18 protein-coding genes are annotated in these 17,330 nt (G+C 70.0%); 13 read left to right on the top strand and 5 right to left on the bottom strand.

Features of this window, described 5'->3' with window-relative positions; all coding sequences use genetic code 11:
• Window positions 1–210 precede the first annotated feature (210 nt).
• Genes SK803_RS10140 through SK803_RS10100 form a run of 9 tightly spaced genes read left to right on the top strand, consistent with a single transcriptional unit; the run spans window position 211 to window position 11,481 of the window.
• Complete coding sequence (locus SK803_RS10140; RefSeq protein WP_319965576.1) at window positions 211–2,778, top strand: class III lanthionine synthetase LanKC N-terminal domain-containing protein; 2,568 nt, start codon at window positions 211–213, stop codon at window positions 2,776–2,778.
• Complete coding sequence (locus SK803_RS10135; RefSeq protein WP_319965575.1) at window positions 2,775–3,506, top strand: GNAT family N-acetyltransferase; 732 nt, start codon at window positions 2,775–2,777, stop codon at window positions 3,504–3,506. The genes SK803_RS10140 and SK803_RS10135 overlap by 4 nt, the downstream gene beginning before the upstream one ends.
• Window positions 3,503–5,083: a hypothetical protein gene (locus SK803_RS10130; RefSeq protein WP_319965574.1), complete on the top strand. Its 1,581-nt coding sequence runs from the start codon at window positions 3,503–3,505 to the stop codon at window positions 5,081–5,083. Before SK803_RS10135 ends, SK803_RS10130 begins: the two co-directional genes overlap by 4 nt.
• Complete coding sequence (locus SK803_RS10125; protein ID WP_319965573.1) at window positions 5,080–6,642, top strand: alpha/beta fold hydrolase; 1,563 nt, start codon at window positions 5,080–5,082, stop codon at window positions 6,640–6,642. Before SK803_RS10130 ends, SK803_RS10125 begins: the two co-directional genes overlap by 4 nt.
• Window positions 6,639–8,381 carry an ABC transporter ATP-binding protein gene (locus SK803_RS10120; protein WP_319965572.1) on the top strand — a complete coding sequence of 581 codons (1,743 nt, stop codon included), beginning with the start codon at window positions 6,639–6,641 and terminating at the stop codon, window positions 8,379–8,381. The genes SK803_RS10125 and SK803_RS10120 overlap by 4 nt, the downstream gene beginning before the upstream one ends.
• Window positions 8,374–10,107, top strand: coding sequence for an ABC transporter ATP-binding protein (locus tag SK803_RS10115; protein ID WP_319965571.1), 1,734 nt, complete (start codon window positions 8,374–8,376; stop codon window positions 10,105–10,107). Before SK803_RS10120 ends, SK803_RS10115 begins: the two co-directional genes overlap by 8 nt.
• A 9-nt stretch (window positions 10,108–10,116) precedes the next feature.
• Complete coding sequence (locus tag SK803_RS10110) at window positions 10,117–10,374, top strand: LysR family transcriptional regulator (RefSeq protein WP_319965570.1); 258 nt, start codon at window positions 10,117–10,119, stop codon at window positions 10,372–10,374.
• Window positions 10,266–10,691 (top strand): isocitrate/isopropylmalate family dehydrogenase, encoded by a 426-nt coding sequence (locus tag SK803_RS10105; protein ID WP_319965569.1) that lies wholly within the window; start codon window positions 10,266–10,268, stop codon window positions 10,689–10,691. The genes SK803_RS10110 and SK803_RS10105 overlap by 109 nt, the downstream gene beginning before the upstream one ends.
• Window positions 10,639–11,481, top strand: a complete 843-nt coding sequence (locus SK803_RS10100; protein WP_406601510.1) for an alpha/beta fold hydrolase — start codon at window positions 10,639–10,641, stop codon at window positions 11,479–11,481. Before SK803_RS10105 ends, SK803_RS10100 begins: the two co-directional genes overlap by 53 nt.
• Here the strand turns inward: SK803_RS10100 and SK803_RS10095 are convergent.
• Together SK803_RS10095 and SK803_RS10090 are read right to left on the bottom strand one after the other, a co-directional pair.
• A complete protein-coding gene (locus SK803_RS10095) occupies window positions 11,426–11,782 on the bottom strand; it encodes a 5-carboxymethyl-2-hydroxymuconate Delta-isomerase (protein WP_319965567.1) in 357 nt (118 codons plus the stop codon). The two genes, SK803_RS10100 and SK803_RS10095, sit on opposite strands and share 56 nt — an antisense overlap.
• A gap of 4 nt (window positions 11,783–11,786) precedes the next feature.
• The gene (locus SK803_RS10090) at window positions 11,787–11,942 is read right to left on the bottom strand and encodes a GNAT family N-acetyltransferase (RefSeq protein ID WP_319965566.1); all 156 of its coding nucleotides are present in this window, start codon (window positions 11,940–11,942) and stop codon (window positions 11,787–11,789) included.
• A gap of 44 nt (window positions 11,943–11,986) precedes the next feature.
• Here SK803_RS10090 and SK803_RS10085 point away from each other — a divergent pair, with 44 nt between their 5' ends.
• A complete protein-coding gene (locus SK803_RS10085; RefSeq protein ID WP_319965565.1) occupies window positions 11,987–12,610 on the top strand; it encodes a hypothetical protein in 624 nt (207 codons plus the stop codon).
• On the opposite strand, the gene SK803_RS10080 is transcribed toward SK803_RS10085, so the two are convergent.
• The gene (locus tag SK803_RS10080; protein ID WP_319965564.1) at window positions 12,592–12,969 is read right to left on the bottom strand and encodes a DUF2231 domain-containing protein; all 378 of its coding nucleotides are present in this window, start codon (window positions 12,967–12,969) and stop codon (window positions 12,592–12,594) included. The two genes, SK803_RS10085 and SK803_RS10080, sit on opposite strands and share 19 nt — an antisense overlap.
• A gap of 79 nt (window positions 12,970–13,048) precedes the next feature.
• Between SK803_RS10080 and SK803_RS10075 the strand changes: the two genes are divergently transcribed.
• Entirely contained in the window at window positions 13,049–13,849 is an 801-nt protein-coding gene (locus SK803_RS10075) for an alpha/beta fold hydrolase (protein ID WP_319965563.1), read from the top strand.
• Complete coding sequence (locus SK803_RS10070) at window positions 13,846–15,045, top strand: PP2C family protein-serine/threonine phosphatase (protein WP_319965562.1); 1,200 nt, start codon at window positions 13,846–13,848, stop codon at window positions 15,043–15,045. The genes SK803_RS10075 and SK803_RS10070 overlap by 4 nt, the downstream gene beginning before the upstream one ends.
• A 40-nt stretch (window positions 15,046–15,085) precedes the next feature.
• Here SK803_RS10070 and SK803_RS10065 read toward each other — a convergent pair whose 3' ends face one another.
• On the bottom strand, window positions 15,086–15,847 hold the full coding sequence (locus SK803_RS10065; protein ID WP_319965561.1) for an SDR family oxidoreductase: 762 nt from the start codon (window positions 15,845–15,847) through the stop codon (window positions 15,086–15,088).
• Between the two features lie 99 nt (window positions 15,848–15,946).
• Here SK803_RS10065 and SK803_RS10060 point away from each other — a divergent pair, with 99 nt between their 5' ends.
• Window positions 15,947–16,786 carry a helix-turn-helix transcriptional regulator gene (locus tag SK803_RS10060; RefSeq protein ID WP_319965560.1) on the top strand — a complete coding sequence of 280 codons (840 nt, stop codon included), beginning with the start codon at window positions 15,947–15,949 and terminating at the stop codon, window positions 16,784–16,786.
• A gap of 73 nt (window positions 16,787–16,859) precedes the next feature.
• Here SK803_RS10060 and SK803_RS10055 read toward each other — a convergent pair whose 3' ends face one another.
• Window positions 16,860–17,324: a GNAT family N-acetyltransferase gene (locus SK803_RS10055; protein WP_319965559.1), complete on the bottom strand. Its 465-nt coding sequence runs from the start codon at window positions 17,322–17,324 to the stop codon at window positions 16,860–16,862.
• Window positions 17,325–17,330: the final 6 nt, after the last annotated feature.

The following is a 17,330-nucleotide window of genomic DNA, read 5'->3' as shown; positions in this document are numbered from 1 at the left end:
ACAACACGGAGGTGCATTCACATGGAGAAGATCGTGGACGCGAACGACCTGCTGACCATGGGCTTCGAGGACGACGCGCTGCTGATGGAGGACAACTCCCTCTGCACGCTCTGCTCCTGGACCTCGAGCCAGAACTGACCGGATCTCCGGTGATGCCGCGGGCCGCCTTCCGGCGGCCCGCGGCAAGTCCCTCTTAGGCAGGTGAGTTCCATGCGACGACGCGTCGCAACCGACCCGATCCGGCGCGGGGCAGGAGAGATCGCCGCCGCGTGCGCCGGCACCTACACCGTGCGCGGCGAGCCGTTCTGGTGGCACTTCGACCCGGTGGCCGACCGCCCGCTGCGCCGGCAGGGCTGGAAGATCCACGTCAGCGCCTCGCCTCCGCACGCCGCGGAGGTCCTGCGCCGAGTCGCCGCCGTCGTGGTCCCGCACGCCTTGCGCTGGAAGGCCGCGCGGTCCATCGACAAGCTGATGGACCTCAGCTCACCGCCCTCGCCGCTCACCCAGTCCGGCAAGTTCATCACGATCTACCCCGATGGCGACGTCGAAGGCCTGGCCGCCGAACTGGACGCGGTGACGCGCGAGTTCGACGCGCCCGTGGTGCCGTCCGACCGCCGCTTCCGCCCGCATTCCAACGTCTACCTTCGGTACGGCGCTTTCTCCGCGCAGAGCGTGTTCGACCCGGTCGAGCAGAGTCTCCGGCACGTGCTGGTCGATCCTTCCGGCCGTCGCGTCGAGGACAAGCGTGCTCCCGGTGTCGCCGCGCCGGACTGGGTCGACGACCTGGTGCCGGTGCGGTCTCGGGTGTTCCGGTCGCGGCCGGGGACCGGGCTGTTCGGCCGCGAGATCGTCGTCCAGGGGGTGCTGCGCCAGTCGGTGAAGGGTGGCGTGTTCCGGGTTCTGCACCGGGGTGCGCCGGCCGTGCTGAAGGAAGCGCGGATCGGGACCACGCCTGACCGGCTCGGCCGTGACTCACGTACGGCGCTGCGCAACGAGTGGCAGATGCTGCGGGCGTTGAGCGGGACCGGGCTGGCTCCTGAGGCGCTCGCGTTCTTCCACCAGGAGGACAACGCCTACCTGGTGCAGGAGTTCCTGCCTGGGCGGACCTTGCGTGCCGAGGTCGAACGGCTGAACTACCGCGCCTCGGTCTCGGTGCCTGACCTGCTGGCGTTGCGGGACGGGGTGCGTCGGCTGGTCCGGGAGGTCGAGGCACGCGGGATCCGGCTGCTCGACCTGACGCCCAACAACATCATGGTGGACGGGCCGCGGCTCGCGGTGATCGATCTTGAGCACGCCGGGCTGGTGGATTCGCCGGAGCCGCCGTTCGTCGCGCACACGCCCGGATATGTGCCGGAGTCCGCGCCTTGGGCGGGGGACACGGAGTACGCGCTCGCGGCGATCGATCACTACCTGCTGACGGGCATCGACCCGTACCTGGGCCGGAACGTGCGCTACGCCGAGCACCTGCCCGCGGTGCTGGAGGCGTTCGCCCCGGCGGGCCTCGACATCGGTGAGTTGGACGGCATCCACACCCGGCTGGGTGAAGGCCCGGAATCGATTCACCCTGGCCCCCTCCGGGGGGTGCGCGAGGCCCCCACTCCCATCATCTCAAGCAGGTCCGACAGTTTCGAGGAAGCGGTCGCCGCGGGGGAGGAGCTGGTCAAGCTCGTCGAGTGGGACCGTCACCCCTGGCCGTGGCCCCAGCGCTGGGCACCCGGCTCGATGCACCCTGCCTCCTTCATGGCGGGCACGGCCGGCATCGCCCGTTACTACCTCGACCTCGCGGAGGCCACCGGCGACAACGCCTGGCTCAAGCACACCGACACCCTCCTGACCTGGACCCTGGAGAACCACCCGGTCGTCCCTGGCCAGACCCCTCCCGGCCTGTACTTCGGCCTCGGCTCGCTCCCGTGGCTGATGACCGACCTCGCCGCCGCCGGACACGAACCCGGCCTGTGGCGCCGCGAAGCACTCAGGTTCGCCGACGCGCTCGCCGCGATCGACGTCCACGGCTCGGACGTCACGCACGGCTGGGCCGGCGCAGGACTGGCCAGGATCGCGCTCCTGCGCGCCACCGGCGAAGGCAAGAACGAGGTCAAGGCCATCATCGGCAAGATCCTCAGCGGGGTGTCCACCCAGGACGGCCAACCGGCCTGGCCGAACAACGGCTCCTCCTTCCACGGCTTCGCGCACGGCAGCGCGGGCGTCGCGTACTTCCTGCTGCACGCCGGGCTTGCCGTCGACGACCCCGTTGCGATCGACCTCGCCATCGCCACCGGCCGTGCACTCCTCAACGCCGCTGTCCCGGCGGCGCAGGGCCTGTCGTGGCCGCACAAACCAGGCCAGGACACCGTCTGGTCGCACTGGTGCAACGGCGCCGCAGGTGTCGGCATCCTGATGCACACCTTGGCGCAGCACACGAACGACGACGAGTTTCACAACGCGGCAGCGAAAGCGGGCCGGGCGATCACGACCGCACGGCCGTTCGGGAGCGTGTGCCGGTGCCACGGCCTGGCCGGTGATGGTGACTTCCTGCTGGACCTCGCCGCAGATCCCAAGTACGGCGAGGAGTTCCACGACGGCGCTGTCCACATCGGACGCAAGCTCGACGCGCTGCGGTTCCGGGACGGGTTCGCCGTCAAGTGGGCGCCTGAGGGGATCGGCGCGCCACGGCCCGACTACATGCGCGGCTACACCGGCGTGCACGCGTTCCGGCTTCGGCTCGCGGGACACATCGCCCGTTCACCACTGACCCTGCGACTCGAGGAGCGACCGTGACCCTCACCGATCTCCTGGTCCACGAGATGGTCGTGGACTGGGGCCCGAACCGCCGGGTGGTGGCGTCCCGCAAGGGCGAGACCGTGTTCTCGTGCGTGGTGCGACCGGCCCAAGGCCTTTGGTACGTCACCGAGTGCCTGCCGCAGCGCGACGACCCGGCCGTGGTCGAACACCTGGCGCGGGCGCTCGCGTACCTCAAGGAGCAGGGGATTGACGACGTCGTCGTGGTGCACCCGGAGTTCTGGGACGTCGGCGGCACCGACTGCGGCCGGATCGTGCCGATGTGGTTGCGGCTGGACGGCGAGATGATCGCGTCGTTCGAACGCGTGCTGCCCATCGGGTACGGGTTCGAGCCGTTCGGCGACGACCTGCCGGGCGAGCCGCACGACCTCAGCGTGTTCGAAGAGCTCCAATCCGGCCAGTACGGGCCGTTGGTGCCGGAAGCCAGTCTGCGGATCGCCGCGGACGGCACCACGCGCGGCGCGATCGCCGTGACGGAGGACCGCGGTGTGCCGCTGATCGGGCACCTCGTGGTCGACGGTGCCGAACGGGGTGCGGGGCTGGGCAAGGCGTTGCTGGTGCGAAGCATGCTCGGGCTGGCGGAGGCGGGGTACGCGGACTGCCGGCTCAACGTCATGGCGGACAACTTCACCGCGCGCAGGCTGTACCGGTCGATCGGCTTCGTGCAGGACCGCGCGACCCTCAAAGCGAGCCGGGTGACGTCATGAGCGTGACGGTGCTGTCGGTGGAGTCCGCGCGGATTCCCGGTGTGCTGGCCGACTTGCGCGCGCGACACAGCGCGGTGCGGTACTACCTGGGCGCCGGTCGTCCGCTGTGGTTGCGCGGGCCCGCCGACCACAGCGACATCACCACCGCGTTGTTGCGCTGCCACGACGAACGCGAAGCGCGGCTGCGTGCCGAAGTCGGCAACGTGCGGAAGTGGCTGGCCGAGGGCGGATCACGGGCTGTGGTGGTGGTGGAACTGTTCGGCGCGCCGACGCGTGACGACGTGCGGTTCCTCCAGGAGTGCCGGATGCGGCTGGTGCGCGGGGAAGGACAGTCGATCACCGTGCTCAGGCACGTCCGCGCCGCCGTGCCTTCAGACGGCGACGAGATCCTGGCGATGCTGCGCCTGGCCGGCGGTGCGGTGCCGGAGGCCGAGTTCCAGCGCTGGCAGGCCAGGCGCGGGTGGGACGACTCGCTCGTCCACGCCGTCACGTCCACAAGGGACGGTCTGCGCACCTACGCCACCCCGGTCCACCGAGAGCTGCCGACCACGCCCGAACTGGCGGCCGAGGTCGTGGCCGGTTCCGAGGCGCCGCCGCTGTCCACCGCCGCCATGCTCACCGACCCGGCGTTGGCGCTCAAGGCGTTCACCGCCGGTGCCGCCGCCGAAGCCGCAGGTCAGGGACGCGTGCTGGCGCGGTACGCGGGCAACCTCTACCGGCTCGCTCCCAACTCCGCCACGGCGAGCGCCTACCTGGCCGCGCTGGTCGCCGACCGCGAACGGGTGTCCGGTCCGCTCGCCGACCTGCTGCTCGCTCAGGCGGCGAAGCAGGACGTCGAGCCGACGTCACGGGCGATGCTCGCCTACAGCCTCGGGCAGCTCCTCGCCAAGGACCCCGACCCGGCTGTGCGCACGTCGGCTGCGCGGTGCTTCGAGCACGCCCGCGAGCTGGACGTGCCGGTCACCCAGGTCGCCGCGTCGTTCAACGGTGCCGCTCTGGCCCTGTACCGGGACCGCGATCTGGACGGCGCGGTGACGAGCATGCGAACCGCGCTGTCGCTGTTGGAGGGCCACGACACCGTTGCCGACCAACGGGTCCAGCTCCTCACCAACCTCGCCAAGCTCCGCCGGGGCACGCCGGAAGCCGTCGGCCTGTACCGCCAGGCGTGGGCGGCCGCCAACGACGTCGCCAACGCCACCTATGTCGCCGCCGACCTGGTGCGCGTGCTGCTGGACGCGGGGGAGGCGTCCGAAGCAGAGGCCGTCGCCGCGCGGCTGCTGGACCTGTTCGACCAGGCGGGTGACACGAACCAGGCGAGCGAGAAGGCCGTGTCCGCGGTGTGCTTCCGCCTCGCCGACAACCGGCTGGCAGCGGGCGCGACGGACGAAGCAGCGCGCTGGTACCTCGCGGCGGTCAGCCGGATGCGGCGCGGGGCACCCGAGGTCGTCGACACCATCCTGCGCAACCTCGGCGAACAACCGTCAACGCTCATCGAACCGCTGACCCGGGAACGCGCCGCGCACGCCGTCGTCGCCGGTGATCTCCACGTGTTGCGCCAACTGCTGGCCGCGGCATGACCATCGCCGAGTTCTCCCTCCACCGCGACCGCCTGGTCGTCACACGACCTGGCGAGGTCGGCCTGGCCCAGGTCGGTCCGGACGGCGGCACCGACCTGGCCGAGATCGACTGGATCCCGGCCGGCGACTGGCACCTCGTCGGCTGGGCCGCGCCGAACCTGGTCGCGCTGCGCCGCCGCGGCGAGCTCGGCCTCCTCGACACCGACCGCCGGATGCTGACGTCGACGCATCCGGTGGTCGGCCGCACCTTGCGCTACAACGGCGAGGAAGCCCTGGTAGCGGTCGTGCGCAACGGCCGCCCGGTGCTGTGCGTGCATCGCCCGTCGGCCGGCACCTACCAGGTCCTAGACGCCACCGAAGGCGTGTCGTCCGTGGCCGCGTGGGACGGCCAGACCTTGGTGCTCACGCGGGACCGCAAGGTCGTGGTGGTGCACTACAACGACACGGGCAGCGAACAGATCGTCGAGGTCGAGGCCGTGTCGGCCGCGGGTGACGGACCTCTGATCGCGCTCACGGGTGCGGGCGAAGTGCCGGGCGTGCTCGATCTGCAGAACCTCGACGTGCGCTGGTTCGCACCCGGCAGCGCGGGCGTCGCGGTCTCCCCGTCCGGCCTCCTGCTGACCACGGCCTGGACCGACCACCGCTACTCCTACCAGGTGCTGGACCGCGACGGCGAGGTCGTCGGCACGCCCGTCCCCGACCACGGCATCGCCACCGACCTCACTTTCACCGCCGACGAACGCCACCTCCTCGGCCGCCACCAGTCACCGGCGGCCTCACCCGCGCTCGTCCACTGGGAGATCCACAGTGGACAGATGCGGCCGCTACCGGGCCAGCAGCGCGAGGAGATCGCCGTCCGCTGGCAGCACCAGAACTCCGCGCAGTCCCCGGAATGGCTCTACGAACCGGAAACCAGCGGCCACCAGGGCGTCGTCCTGCACCTGCACGGCGGCCCGCGCAGCCAGCTCCGGCAGATCCACGAACCGATGATCGCCGCCCTGGTCCGTGCGGGCTGGACGGTCATCGGCATGAACTACCCCGGCAGCTCGGGCTACGGCACCGAGTTCCGCGACGTCGTGGTCGGCGACTGGGGTGGCGCCGACGTGGCCGCGGTCACCGCCAGGCTCCGTGAGCTGCGCCGCGACCGGCCGATCTGCCTGTACGGCCAGAGCTACGGCGCTTACCTGGCTCTACTCGCCGCGGCCGCCGAACTCGTCGACGCGGTAGCGGTGTGGGCTCCGGTCACCGACCTGCCGCTGCTGCTGGAATCCGCGACGGGCCTGCACAAGCAGTGGCTGCGCACCGAACTCGGCACGCTCGCCGACGACTCGGAACAGTTGCGGGAGCGCAGCCCGATCAACCGGCCGTTCACCGCGCCACGCCTGCTGATGGGGCACAGCAAGGGCGACGACAGGGTCCCGGTCGAGCAGTCGCGGCGGTTCGCCGAGCGCCTGGGAGCCGACCGCTACCTGGAACAGACCGGCAACGGCCACGAACCAGCCGACTTCGGCTCCTGGACGACGGCAGTGGTGGACCACTTCGCGGAGGTGCTGGTGTGAGGACGTCGTCGTGGTGGGCGGGTGCGGTGGTGGACCGCCTGCGGGGTGCCGGGATCGCCACGTTGCTCTGGCAGGCGGGCCGGTGGCGGTTCACCCTGTTCTGCGTGCTGGCCGTGCTGCAAGGCCTCGCCCCCGCGGCCGCCATCGCCGCCTCCGGCGTCCTCGTGTCCGGCCTGCCGAACAACCCGGCGCAAGCCGCACTCGGACTCGCCCTGTTCGGCGCCTCACTCCTCACCGGCACCGTGCTCTCGGCGGTCCTCGACCACCAAGCCGCCGTGCTCGACGGCCGATTCGCCCGCACCATCCACGAAACGGTCGCCAAAGCGACGCTGCGCACCGCGGTCGCCCACCTCGCAGACCCGGAAACCAGCGGCGAACTCGGCGCGCTGGCGGAGTTCGAGCGCGTCGACGGCTTCGTGGGCACGGTGACCGCCCTCAGGGAGCTGTTGCGCCAACGGGCAACCGGCATCGGCGCGGCCGTTGTGCTGGCGACGTTCGCGTGGTGGGCGCCGATCGTCATGTTCCTCGGCTGGCGCGGCCTGAGCTTCGGTGTGCGGAAGTGGCTCGACCACGGCATGAACCTCGGCGCCCAACAGGGCGAGACCGCGATGCGCCGCGCCCGCTACCTGCGCGGCCTTGCCGTGGACAGCCCTGCCGCCAAGGAGATCCGGGTGTTCGGGCTGGCCGGCTGGCTCGTCCCGCTGTACCGCGACTCCTACCTGGCGGCGCTGGAAGTCGTGTGGGCGGGCCGCAAGCTCGGCATGCGCACGGTCTTCGCCGCGACCGGCGGAGTGTTGCTCGCGCACCTGCTGGTCCTCACCGCGATCGCCCAAACCACCAGTACACCGGCGGAAATCGTCGTGTACGCCCAGGCGGTGCTGTCGACGAGCGCTCTCGGTTACGTGTTCGGCGCAGAGATCCCGCTGGCCAGGGCACGCAAGGTCACCGCCCTCGCTCTGTCTCTCGCACGCCGTCTCACCAGCGCGGAAACGCCCAAACACACCGCGAACACGATCCAGCTCAAGGACGTCCACTTCACCTACCCCGGACGCGACGAGCCGGTGCTCGCCGGTGTCGACCTGATCGTCCCCAAAGGACAGTCGCTGGCGATCGTCGGCGAGAACGGCGCGGGCAAGAGCACGCTGGTCAACCTGCTGTGCGGCATCTACCAGCCGCAAAAGGGCGAGATCGCGATGCCGGGCAAGGTCAGCGCCATCGTGCAACGGTTCACCCGCTTCGAGCTCTCGTTGAAGGACAACATCGGGTTCGGCGAAGGAGACGTCCACCGGGCGCTGGAACGTGCGGGCGGCCTCGGCCTGCTCGACGACCTCCCGCACGGCTGGGACACGGTCCTGTCCTCGTCGCACCCGAACGGCCGCGACCTCTCCGGCGGCCAGTGGCAGAAGGTCGCGCTGGCCAGGGCGTTGCTGGCGGTCGAGAGCGGGGCCGACACCCTGATCATGGACGAGCCGAGCGCCAACCTCGACGTGCTGGCGGAGGAAGAACTCTTCGCCCGCTTCAGCGAACTGGCCGGCGACATCACCACGATCCTGGTCTCGCACCGGCTCGCGTCCGTCCGGCACGCCGGCCGGATCGTGGTCGTGGCCGACGGACGGATCGTCGAGGACGGCACCCACACCGAACTGATGGCCGCCAACGGTCGATACGCCGCGATGTATTCATTGCAGGCAGACCGGTTCGCAGAAGACATCGCTGGGAAGGAGTGGAGCCATGCGTGAGATCCGCGTCCTGATCGCGACCGCGTGGCGGGTCGACCGCAGGCTCACACTCGCGATGATCGCCGAGCCGTTCGGCAACACTCTCGTGCTGATGTCCGGTCTGTGGCTGGCGATGCTCACCAACGGCGTGATCCAGCAGGACACCCGCCAGGTGGTCATCGGCGTCGCGGCGCTCGTGCTCGGCGCCGGGCTCGGCTGGCAGCTCGACCTGTCCGCCAGCCAGTGGCGGATGGTGCTGGGGGAGAAGGTCGCGCACGCGTTCGACACTGAAATCGCCCGCCTGTCCGCCGAACTCCCGACCCTGGAACACTTCGAACGCGCCGAGTACCAGGACCAGCTGGAGCTGTTGCGGCAACGCCAGGGCCAGCTGGGCAACTCGATGAGCGCCCTGGCCGTGACGGTCAAGGCGATCTGCGCGGGCCTGACCGTGCTGATCCTGCTGGTGATCGCGCACCCCGCGATGCTCGCGCTGGTGCTGCTCGCGTTGCCCGCCCTGCTGATCACCAAGGCTCAACAACGCTGGCGCGCAACGGCGGAAGACAGTTCCGCGCTGCCCGGCCGCACTGCCCGCCACCTGCGCACGATCGCCCAGGACCGGGACGCCGCCGTCGAGATCCGCCTGTTCGGGCTGGCGGACAACCTCGAACGCCGCATCGACGCGCTGTGGAACGAACAACGCCGGCCCGTCGAGCACGCCGAACGCAAGGTCGCGCTGGCCTCGCTCGCCCAGCAGGTCCTGTACGTGATCGGCGTGATCGTTGCCGTCGGTTTCGTGCTGTACCAGGCGATCCAGGGGCAGTCGGCGCCCGGCGACGTGGTGCTGGCGATCTACCTCAGCCAGCAGGTGCAGACCGCCGTGATCTGGCCGATCCAGGCCGTCACCGGCTTCGGCCGCACCCTGCACACGGTCAGCCGTTTCCTCTGGCTCGTCGACAACGCCCGTGCCGCCACCGGCAGCCTGCCCGCGCCGGAGCAGATCGTCGACGGCATCCGGCTGGAGAACGTGTCGTTCCGCTACCCCGGCACGCAGAAGTGGGTGCTGCGCAACGTCGATCTGACCATCCCGGCCGGCGGCGTGCTGGCCGTGGTCGGCGAGAACGGCGCCGGCAAGACCACCCTGGTCAAGCTCCTGACCAGGATGTACGAACCCACCGAAGGCCGGATCACGGTCGACGGCGTGGACATCGCCGACCTCGACGTCGAAGCCTGGCGCGAACGGCTCGCGGCGGCGTTCCAGGACTTCGCCCGCTTCGAGTTCACCCTCCAGCAAGCGGTGGGCGTCGGCGACCTGCCTCACCTCGACGACACCGGACGTGTCCGCACCGCCATCACCCGGTCCAACGCCGACGTGCTGGAGCAGGACGCCCAGCTCGGCACGTCGTGGGGCGGCACCGACCTGTCCACCGGCCAATGGCAACGACTCGCCCTGGCCCGTGGACTCATGCGCACGAACCCGTTGGTGCGGTTCTTCGACGAACCGACGGCGAGCCTGGACGCGTTCACCGAGGACGCCCTGTTCGACAGCATGGCCAGGGCCACCGACGGCGCGAACGGCATGATCACCATCCTGGTCACCCACCGCTTCTCCACGGTCAGATCGGCCGACCGCGTCGTGGTGCTGGCCGACGGCGGCGTCGCGGAGCTCGGCACACACCGCGAGCTGCTCGACCGCGACGGCCGCTACGCGAGGCTCTACCGGTCGCAAGCCGACGCGTTTGCCGACTAACTTGCCGGAATGGACATCCGGCAGCTGCGCTACTTCCTCGCCGTCGTGGACCACGGCAGCGTGAACAAGGCCGCCGCTGCCCTGCACGTGGCCCAGCCGTCGCTGTCGCAGGCCATCCGGGCGCTCGAACGCGACCTCGGGCTCGACCTGTTGTGCGCGTGCTCGCCACCGCACGGGCGAGCGTCAACGAGGTGGCGGGCCTGCGGGTCGGACGCGTCGAGATCGCGGCCATGCCGTCGCAGTCCGTCGAGCCGCTCGCCCGGATGATCAAGGCCGTCACCGAGAAGCACCCAGGCCTGTCGATCTCGGTGCGAGCGGCCTTCACCGCCGAGGACGTCATCGAGGAAGTCCGAAGTGGACGAACCGAGCTGGGCCTGCTCGGCAGCAGCGAACCCCTGGCCGACGCGCTCGGCGCGATCTGGACGGCCGCGCTGATGCTCGATCACCTGGGCCACCCGGAAGCCGCCGCAGAGGTCGAGCGCGCGATCGCCGACGTGCTGGCGAAGACCCCGATCCGCACGCCCGACCTCGGTGGCACGGCCAGCACCGAGGCGTTCACGCGGGCAGTGCTGGAGGCGTCATGAGCGTCCCGCTGCCCTCCACCTACCGCACGATCGACGCCGATGGCGTGCGTATCCGTTGTGCCACCACGGCGACAGCGCCAAACCCCGCCCAGGCCCGGACGATCTCGAATACTCCAAGCGCGCCATGGCCCGAGACCAGCTGCTGGTCATGAACGCGCTCGGCTTCGACCGGTTCGGGGTGGCGGGCCACGACCGCGGCGGCCGGGTCGGGCACCGCCTGGCCCTCGACGCACCGGAAGCCGTGTCGGCGTTGGCAGTGCTGGACGTCGTGCCCACCCGCCACGCGTTCGAGAACGCGGACAAGGACTTCGCCCTCGGCTACTACCACTGGTTCTTCCTGGCCACGGGCAACGGCATCCCCGAACACCTCATCGGCGGCGACCCGCGGTTCTGGATCACCTCGCGGATGAGCGCCCGCCACCACGGCGGCACGGCTTTCGACCCGGCCGCGATCGAGGAGTACGTCCGCTGCTTCGACCAGGCGTCCATCGCGGCGTCCTGTTCGGACTACCGAGCCGCGGCCGGCGTCGACCTCGTGCACGACAGCGAAGGCGGCCTGATCGAAGCGCCCCTGCTGGCGTTGTGGGGAGAACACAGCTTCGTCGGCCGCCACTACGACGTTCTCGACGTCTGGCGCTCGTACGCGACCGACGTCCGCGGCCAGGCGCTCCCGTGCGACCACTACCTGCCGGAAGAACGTCCCGACGAGGTAGCGGCCGCACTGGCCGAGTTTTTCAGACCACGACCTTCTGGTACTGCTCGCGATCCAGGTCGTAAACCTCCAGCGTGACCTGGACCGCCAGCCCCTCGACCGGCTTGAGGTGCTCCCGCGCGAGCCCGATGCTCGCCTTGCCGACCTCTTGCTTGAGCTCCACCGACCGCCCGGAAAGCAGCCCGACCCGAATGTGGATCATCGCCGCCGGCGACCCGTCACCGATCACGCTCTCCTCGATCTGCCGCAGCCGCGTCTTGAACGCGGCGACGTCCGAACTGACCAGCGGGGACAGGGTCTGGTGCAGCGCCAGGGCGAAGGCGCGGCGGTCGAACGCCTCGCTCAGTTCGGCGGAGTACTCGACGGTGATCTGTGGCATGAGCTCACGCTACCGACGCCGGTGACCCGGCGGCGGCCAGAACGCCGGTGTTGGACGCCAGCACGTGCAGGAACGGAACCCTGCGGCGCTCCCTGATCCCGTGCGCGACGGCCAGCAGCAGCCGTGTGCCCAGCCCCTCGCCTCGTGCACACCTCGTCAACGTATCGGTTGACGAATCTGAGCGTCAACGGATACGTTGACGAGGTGAGGGAAAACGAGTCGTTGAGCGCGTTGCGGATGATGCCCTGGGCCCGGGAGTCGGTGGACCGGGCCGAACGGGTGTTGATCGAGTCCGTCATGGACAGCGGCTGGACCTGGGAACAGCTGGGCGCGGAATACGGCGAGCGCTCCAAGCAGGCCATGCAGCAGCACTACAAACGCCGCGGCGGCGAGCGGAGCTGGTCGAAGCGGGCGGACGCGGAACCGGCGGACGTCGAGTCGGTCCGGTACGCGATCACCCGGCTGTTGTCGAACTTCCGCGCGACCGACGAAGCGCTGACCCGCACGATGCGTGACGCGTCCTGGAACGCGAAGGATCCGGAGGAGGAGGCCAAGCGGCGCCGGTCCTGGGTGGAGCGCCTCAACGACAGCATGGACGGGCTGCACGACTTCATCAACAACCGGCTGGGGCACTTCCCCCGGTGGGACGTGCGGCTGGTTCCGAGTGACCGCACGAAACTCCACGGCGACTACGCCGAGGTCGACCGGGAGAAGGTCGACGAGATCCGCGCCGAGACCGCAAAGGCCTTGGAACGGCTCCAAAAGCACCGCGACGAGGTCGACGCGACCATCGACGAGCTGAAACGGCGTCAGGCCGAACTGAGCTGAGCGCGGCGCCCGGCCATCGAGGTCGCGAGCCACCCGGCCGCGCCGGCCCATCCGGCGAGCACCGCCGCCCACGTCGGTTCCCACCCGGTCTGGCCGAGCCGCAACGCCCAGCTGACAGCGAAAAACGCGAGGACGACCGCGATGCCGAGATCCCGGCCGGGCGAGCGGTCGGCGGATTCCGCGAAAATCCGGTCGAGCCACTCGGTCGCCGCTACCGCGATGCCGAGCAGCAGACCCGCCGCGATCAGGTGCCACGAGGCGGCGGCGAGCGTCGCACTGCCGGTGAGCAGGTGCAGCAGGTCGAGTCCGGCCGCGATGGCGAGAAGTGCGAGTGGCAGGACGACGAGACGGCGCGGCATGGTGTTCCTTCCCCGGAGAAGCTGAGGCTCAGTTACCCGCTTCGGCGGGTGATCACACGGCTGCACCTAGGATCTGTTCGTGGACGTGTTGCGGAGGAACAACGTCGTCGTGACCGGCAACGAGACCGGACCGGCGGTGGTGCTCGCGCACGGCTTCGGCTGCGACCAGAACCTGTGGCGCAGCGTCGTTCCGCAGCTCGCCGAGCGGTGCCGGGTGGTGCTGTTCGACCACACCGGGTGCGGCCGCTCGGACCTGACGGCCTGGTCCGCCGGCCGCTACAGCGACCTCCGCGGGTACGCCGAGGACGTCCTCGAGATCTGCCGCGAACTCGACCTGCACGACGTGGTGCTGGTCGGGCACTCGGTCAGCGCCATGATCGCGGTCCTGGCCGCCAACGCCGAGCCGGACCGGTTCGCGCAGCTGGTGCTGCTCACGCCGTCACCGCGCTACGTCGACGACGGCGACTACCGCGGCGGGTTCAGCCGGGAGGACATCGACGAGCTGCTCGGCGCGCTCGAGTCGAACTACCTGGGCTGGTCCGCGGCGATGGCGCCGGTGATCATGGACAACCCCGACCGGCCGGAGCTGGGGGAGGAGCTGAAGAACAGTTTCTGCCGCACCGATCCGGACATCGCGCGGGTCTTCGCCAGGGCCACGTTCCTGTCCGACAACCGCGAGGACCTGCGGAAGGTGACCGTTCCGACGCTGGTCATCCAGTGTGCGGTGGACGCCATCGCACCGCCGGAGGTCGGTCGGTTCACCCACGAGCAGATCCCCGGCAGCCGACTGGTGACGCTGGACGCGATCGGCCACTGCCCACAGCTCAGCTCGCCGGAGGCCACGGCAGAGGCGATACTGGAGTTCGTGGACGGCCGATGACTTGTCCCGATGGCGTGGCTTTCGCGGGATTGCTGGAAGACAGCGCCGAGGACCTCTACGACAACGCCCCCTGCGGCTACGTCTCCACCTTGCTGGACGGCACGATCGCGAAGATCAACGCGACGCTGCTCGCCTGGCTCGGCTACGAGAGCGCGGACGTGGTGGACCGCCGCAGGTTCCCCGACCTGCTCACGGCCGGCGGCCGGATGTACTACGAGACCCACTTCGCGCCGTTGCTGCACATGCAGGGCGAGCTCGGTGGCGTCGCGCTGGAGATGAAGACCGCGAGCGGCACCCGACTTCCGGTGCTGCTGACCTCGACCGTCAAGGCAGGTCCCGGCGGCGAGGCGCAGCTGATCCGCACCACCGTGTTCGACGCCGGCGACCGACGCGCCTACGAAGAGGAGCTGCTGCGAGCCCGGCAGCAGGCCGAACGGGAACGTGACCGCGCCCAGCAGCTCGCCAGGACGTTGCAACAAACCCTGCTGCCGCCCGCCCTGCCCGAGGTACCCGGCGTGCAGGTCGACGCCGGCTACCACCCGGCCTCGCTCGACCAGGTCGGCGGCGACTTCTACGACCTGTTCCCGCTCACCGGCGACACCTGGGGCTTCTTCCTCGGCGACGTCTCCGGCAAGGGCGTGGACGCGGCCGTCGTGACGTCCCTGGTGCGCTACACGCTGCGCGCGGCCGCGGTGCACGAGGCGGACCCGGTCAGCGTGCTGAAGCACCTCAACACCGTGCTCAACTACACGAACCCACGTCTGTGCACGGTCATCTACGGCCGCATCCAGCCCACGGACGACGGCGCCGTGGTCACGCTGGCCAACGGCGGGCACACACCGCCGTTGCTGATCCGCGGCGACGGCACCTCGGAGCTGGTGCGCATGCCCGGCGGACAACTGGTCGGCGTGCTGCCCAACGCCCGCTTCACCACGGCGGAGGTGCGCCTCGGGCCTGGCGACACCCTGCTGCTCTACACCGACGGGCTGACCGAGGCCCGGATCGAGGGGGACACCCGCTACAGCGAGGAAGCGCTGCTCGACGACCTGGGCGGGATGGCCCCGGCGACCGCCTCGACGGTGATCGCGGCGGCGACCCGGCTGCTGACTGAGTTCGGTGACGGTGTGGAGGACGACACTGCCCTGTTGGCGCTGAGTGTCCCGGCCAGCGGCTCGGGTGCTGACCGGGCCGGGTGATGGCGTCCAGGACGACACCGCCCAGCCCGCCGTTGGGGTGTCACTTGCCGTGCGGGTCGGCGCCGTTGAGCGCGGCCACGACCTGGTCGTACTCGCCCCGCGCCTCGCCGTAGCGCAGGAACTTCACGCGTTCGACCTGGATCTCGTGGGCGTCGGGCTGGGTCTCGATGAGGCTCATGACCTCGGTGATGAACTCGTCCAGCGGCATGGCGTGCTCGTTGTCGGCCTGGCCGGGCAACAGGTCCGTCTGCACCGACGGCGGCTCCAGTTCGACGACGCGCACGGACGTGTCGGCCAGTTGCAGGCGCAGCGTTTCGCTCAGCATGTGCATGGCGGCCTTGGAGGCGTTGTAGCTCGGCGTCACCTTCAGCGGCGCGAAGGCGAGGCCGGAGGAGACGGTCATGATCGTGGCGTCGGGACGGGTCTGGAAGTGTTCGACGAACGCGGCGATCAGGCGGATCGGGCCCAGGACGTTGGTCGTGATGGTGTTCTCGGCGGACTCGAGGAACGCCGGGCTGTGCCAGTCCTCCACGCGCATGACGCCCGCCATGGTGACCAGGACGTTGAGCGACGGGAAGCGGGACAACACGTCCTTGGCCGCGGTCTGGACGCTGTCGGCGTCGGTGGTGTCGATGCGGACGGTCTCGACGCCGGGGTGCTCGGCGGCGATCTTCTCCAGCAGTTCGGTGCGGCGGCCGCCGACGATCACGGTGTTGCCGCGCTCCCGCAGAGCGAGGGCGAGCGCCAGGCCGATGCCGCTGGTGGCGCCGGGGATGAAGACGGTGTTTCCGGTGATGTTCATGCACCGAGCTTCGGGCGCCGGACAAGATCACGGCAGAGACCGGTTGTCGGGGGATCGGCGATCCCTGGTTGTCGTTCGCATCGCCTCCATACTGGGGTTGTGGATCGTGTCGAACTCGCGGCCTTCCTGCGCCGCCGCCGGGAAGAGCTGAGGCCGGAGGACGTCGGCTTGCCGGTGGGTGCGCGCAGGCGTGCGCCGGGGTTGCGGCGTGAGGAGGTGGCGTCGCTGGCGGCGATGTCCACCGACTACTACACGCGGCTGGAGCAGCAACGTGGCCCGCAGCCCAGCGAGCAGATGCTGGGCTCGCTGGCCCGCGCGCTGCGGCTGAGCGACGACGAACGCGACTACCTGTTCCGCGTCGCCGGGCGCAACGCCCCGTCGCACCAGGCCGGCGGCACGCACGTGGCGCCCGCGTTGCAACGGGTGCTGGACCGGCTCAACGACACGCCCGCGCTGATCCTGTCCAACCTCGGCGAGGTGCTGATGCAGAACAGGTTCGCCGAGGCCCTGTACGGCGACAGCTCCCACTTCACCGGTCTGGCCCGCAGCGGGATCTACCGCTGGTTCACCGACCCGGACGAGCGCCTGGTCTACCCCGAGCACGACCGCGACCGGCAGAGCCGCGCGCAGGTCGCGAACCTGCGCGCCGCCTACGCCACGATGGGACCGAAGTCCCGCGCCGGCGAACTCGTCCGCGTGCTGCAGAAGGAAAGCGCCGAGTTCGCCGAGATCTGGGAACGGCACGAGGTCTCGAACCGGTTCGAGGACCACAAGGTGCTCGTCCACCCGCAGCTCGGCGAGATCGAGGTGGACTGCCAGGCGTTGTTCACCGAGGACCAGTCGCAGGCGCTGCTGGTGCTCACCGCGCCGCCACGCACCGAGGCGTTCGACAAGCTCCAGCTGCTCGGCGTGCTCGGCACGGAGAAGTTCGTCAGTTGAGGATCAGGATCGTCTCCTCGATCGCAGGCTTGCTGGTGTTCGCGTGTCGCCGTGCTCGACACGGAGAAGTTCGTCAGTTGAGGACCAGGATCGTCTCCTCGATCTCCGCCTTCCGGGCCTCCGCATAGCCGACGTCGGTGCCGACGATCTCGAAACCGGCTCTGGTCAGCACCCTCAGCGAGGCGGCGTTGTCGGTGGCGACGCGGGCGTGCAGCGGCCGGGTGGACACGAGGTCGAGAAGTAACGCCACCGCCCGCCCGGCGACGCCCTGACCCCACACAGCGCGGTCGATCCAGTACGTGATCTCGGTGTCGCCCTCCATCACGAAGCTCGCGATGCTGCCGACGACCTGACCGTCGCCCAGGATGACGTGGTTCATGGTCTCGGGATTGGCCCGGATGCGGCGCATGTGCGCGTCGAACGCCTCGCGGTCGTTGGGGTCCTTCGCGGTGAAAGCGGCCATCCGCACGGACTCCGGGTCCCGCATGAACTCGAACAACGTGTCGAGGTCCGCGTCCTCGAGACCCCTCAACGTCACTTCGTT

The sequence above is a fragment of the Lentzea miocenica genome (assembly GCF_033949945.1).
GTDB lineage: Bacteria > Actinomycetota > Actinomycetes > Mycobacteriales > Pseudonocardiaceae > Lentzea > Lentzea miocenica.
The sequence above is the reverse complement of the archived record's forward strand: the minus strand, read 5'-3'. Positions and strand labels throughout refer to the sequence as shown.

What these genes read in the sequence shown, in the direction of transcription:
- SK803_RS10140 (WP_319965576.1), top strand. Translation starts at nt 211, where the DNA reads ATGCGACGACGCGTCGCAACCGACCCGATCCGGCGCGGGGCAGGAGAG.
- SK803_RS10130 (WP_319965574.1), top strand. Translation starts at nt 3,503, where the DNA reads ATGAGCGTGACGGTGCTGTCGGTGGAGTCCGCGCGGATTCCCGGTGTG.
- SK803_RS10125 (WP_319965573.1), top strand. Translation starts at nt 5,080, where the DNA reads ATGACCATCGCCGAGTTCTCCCTCCACCGCGACCGCCTGGTCGTCACA.
- SK803_RS10115 (WP_319965571.1), top strand. Translation starts at nt 8,374, where the DNA reads ATGCGTGAGATCCGCGTCCTGATCGCGACCGCGTGGCGGGTCGACCGC.
- SK803_RS10110 (WP_319965570.1), top strand. Translation starts at nt 10,117, where the DNA reads ATGGACATCCGGCAGCTGCGCTACTTCCTCGCCGTCGTGGACCACGGC.
- SK803_RS10095 (WP_319965567.1), bottom strand. Translation starts at nt 11,782, where the DNA reads ATGCCACAGATCACCGTCGAGTACTCCGCCGAACTGAGCGAGGCGTTC.
- SK803_RS10080 (WP_319965564.1), bottom strand. Translation starts at nt 12,969, where the DNA reads ATGCCGCGCCGTCTCGTCGTCCTGCCACTCGCACTTCTCGCCATCGCG.
- SK803_RS10070 (WP_319965562.1), top strand. Translation starts at nt 13,846, where the DNA reads ATGACTTGTCCCGATGGCGTGGCTTTCGCGGGATTGCTGGAAGACAGC.
- SK803_RS10065 (WP_319965561.1), bottom strand. Translation starts at nt 15,847, where the DNA reads ATGAACATCACCGGAAACACCGTCTTCATCCCCGGCGCCACCAGCGGC.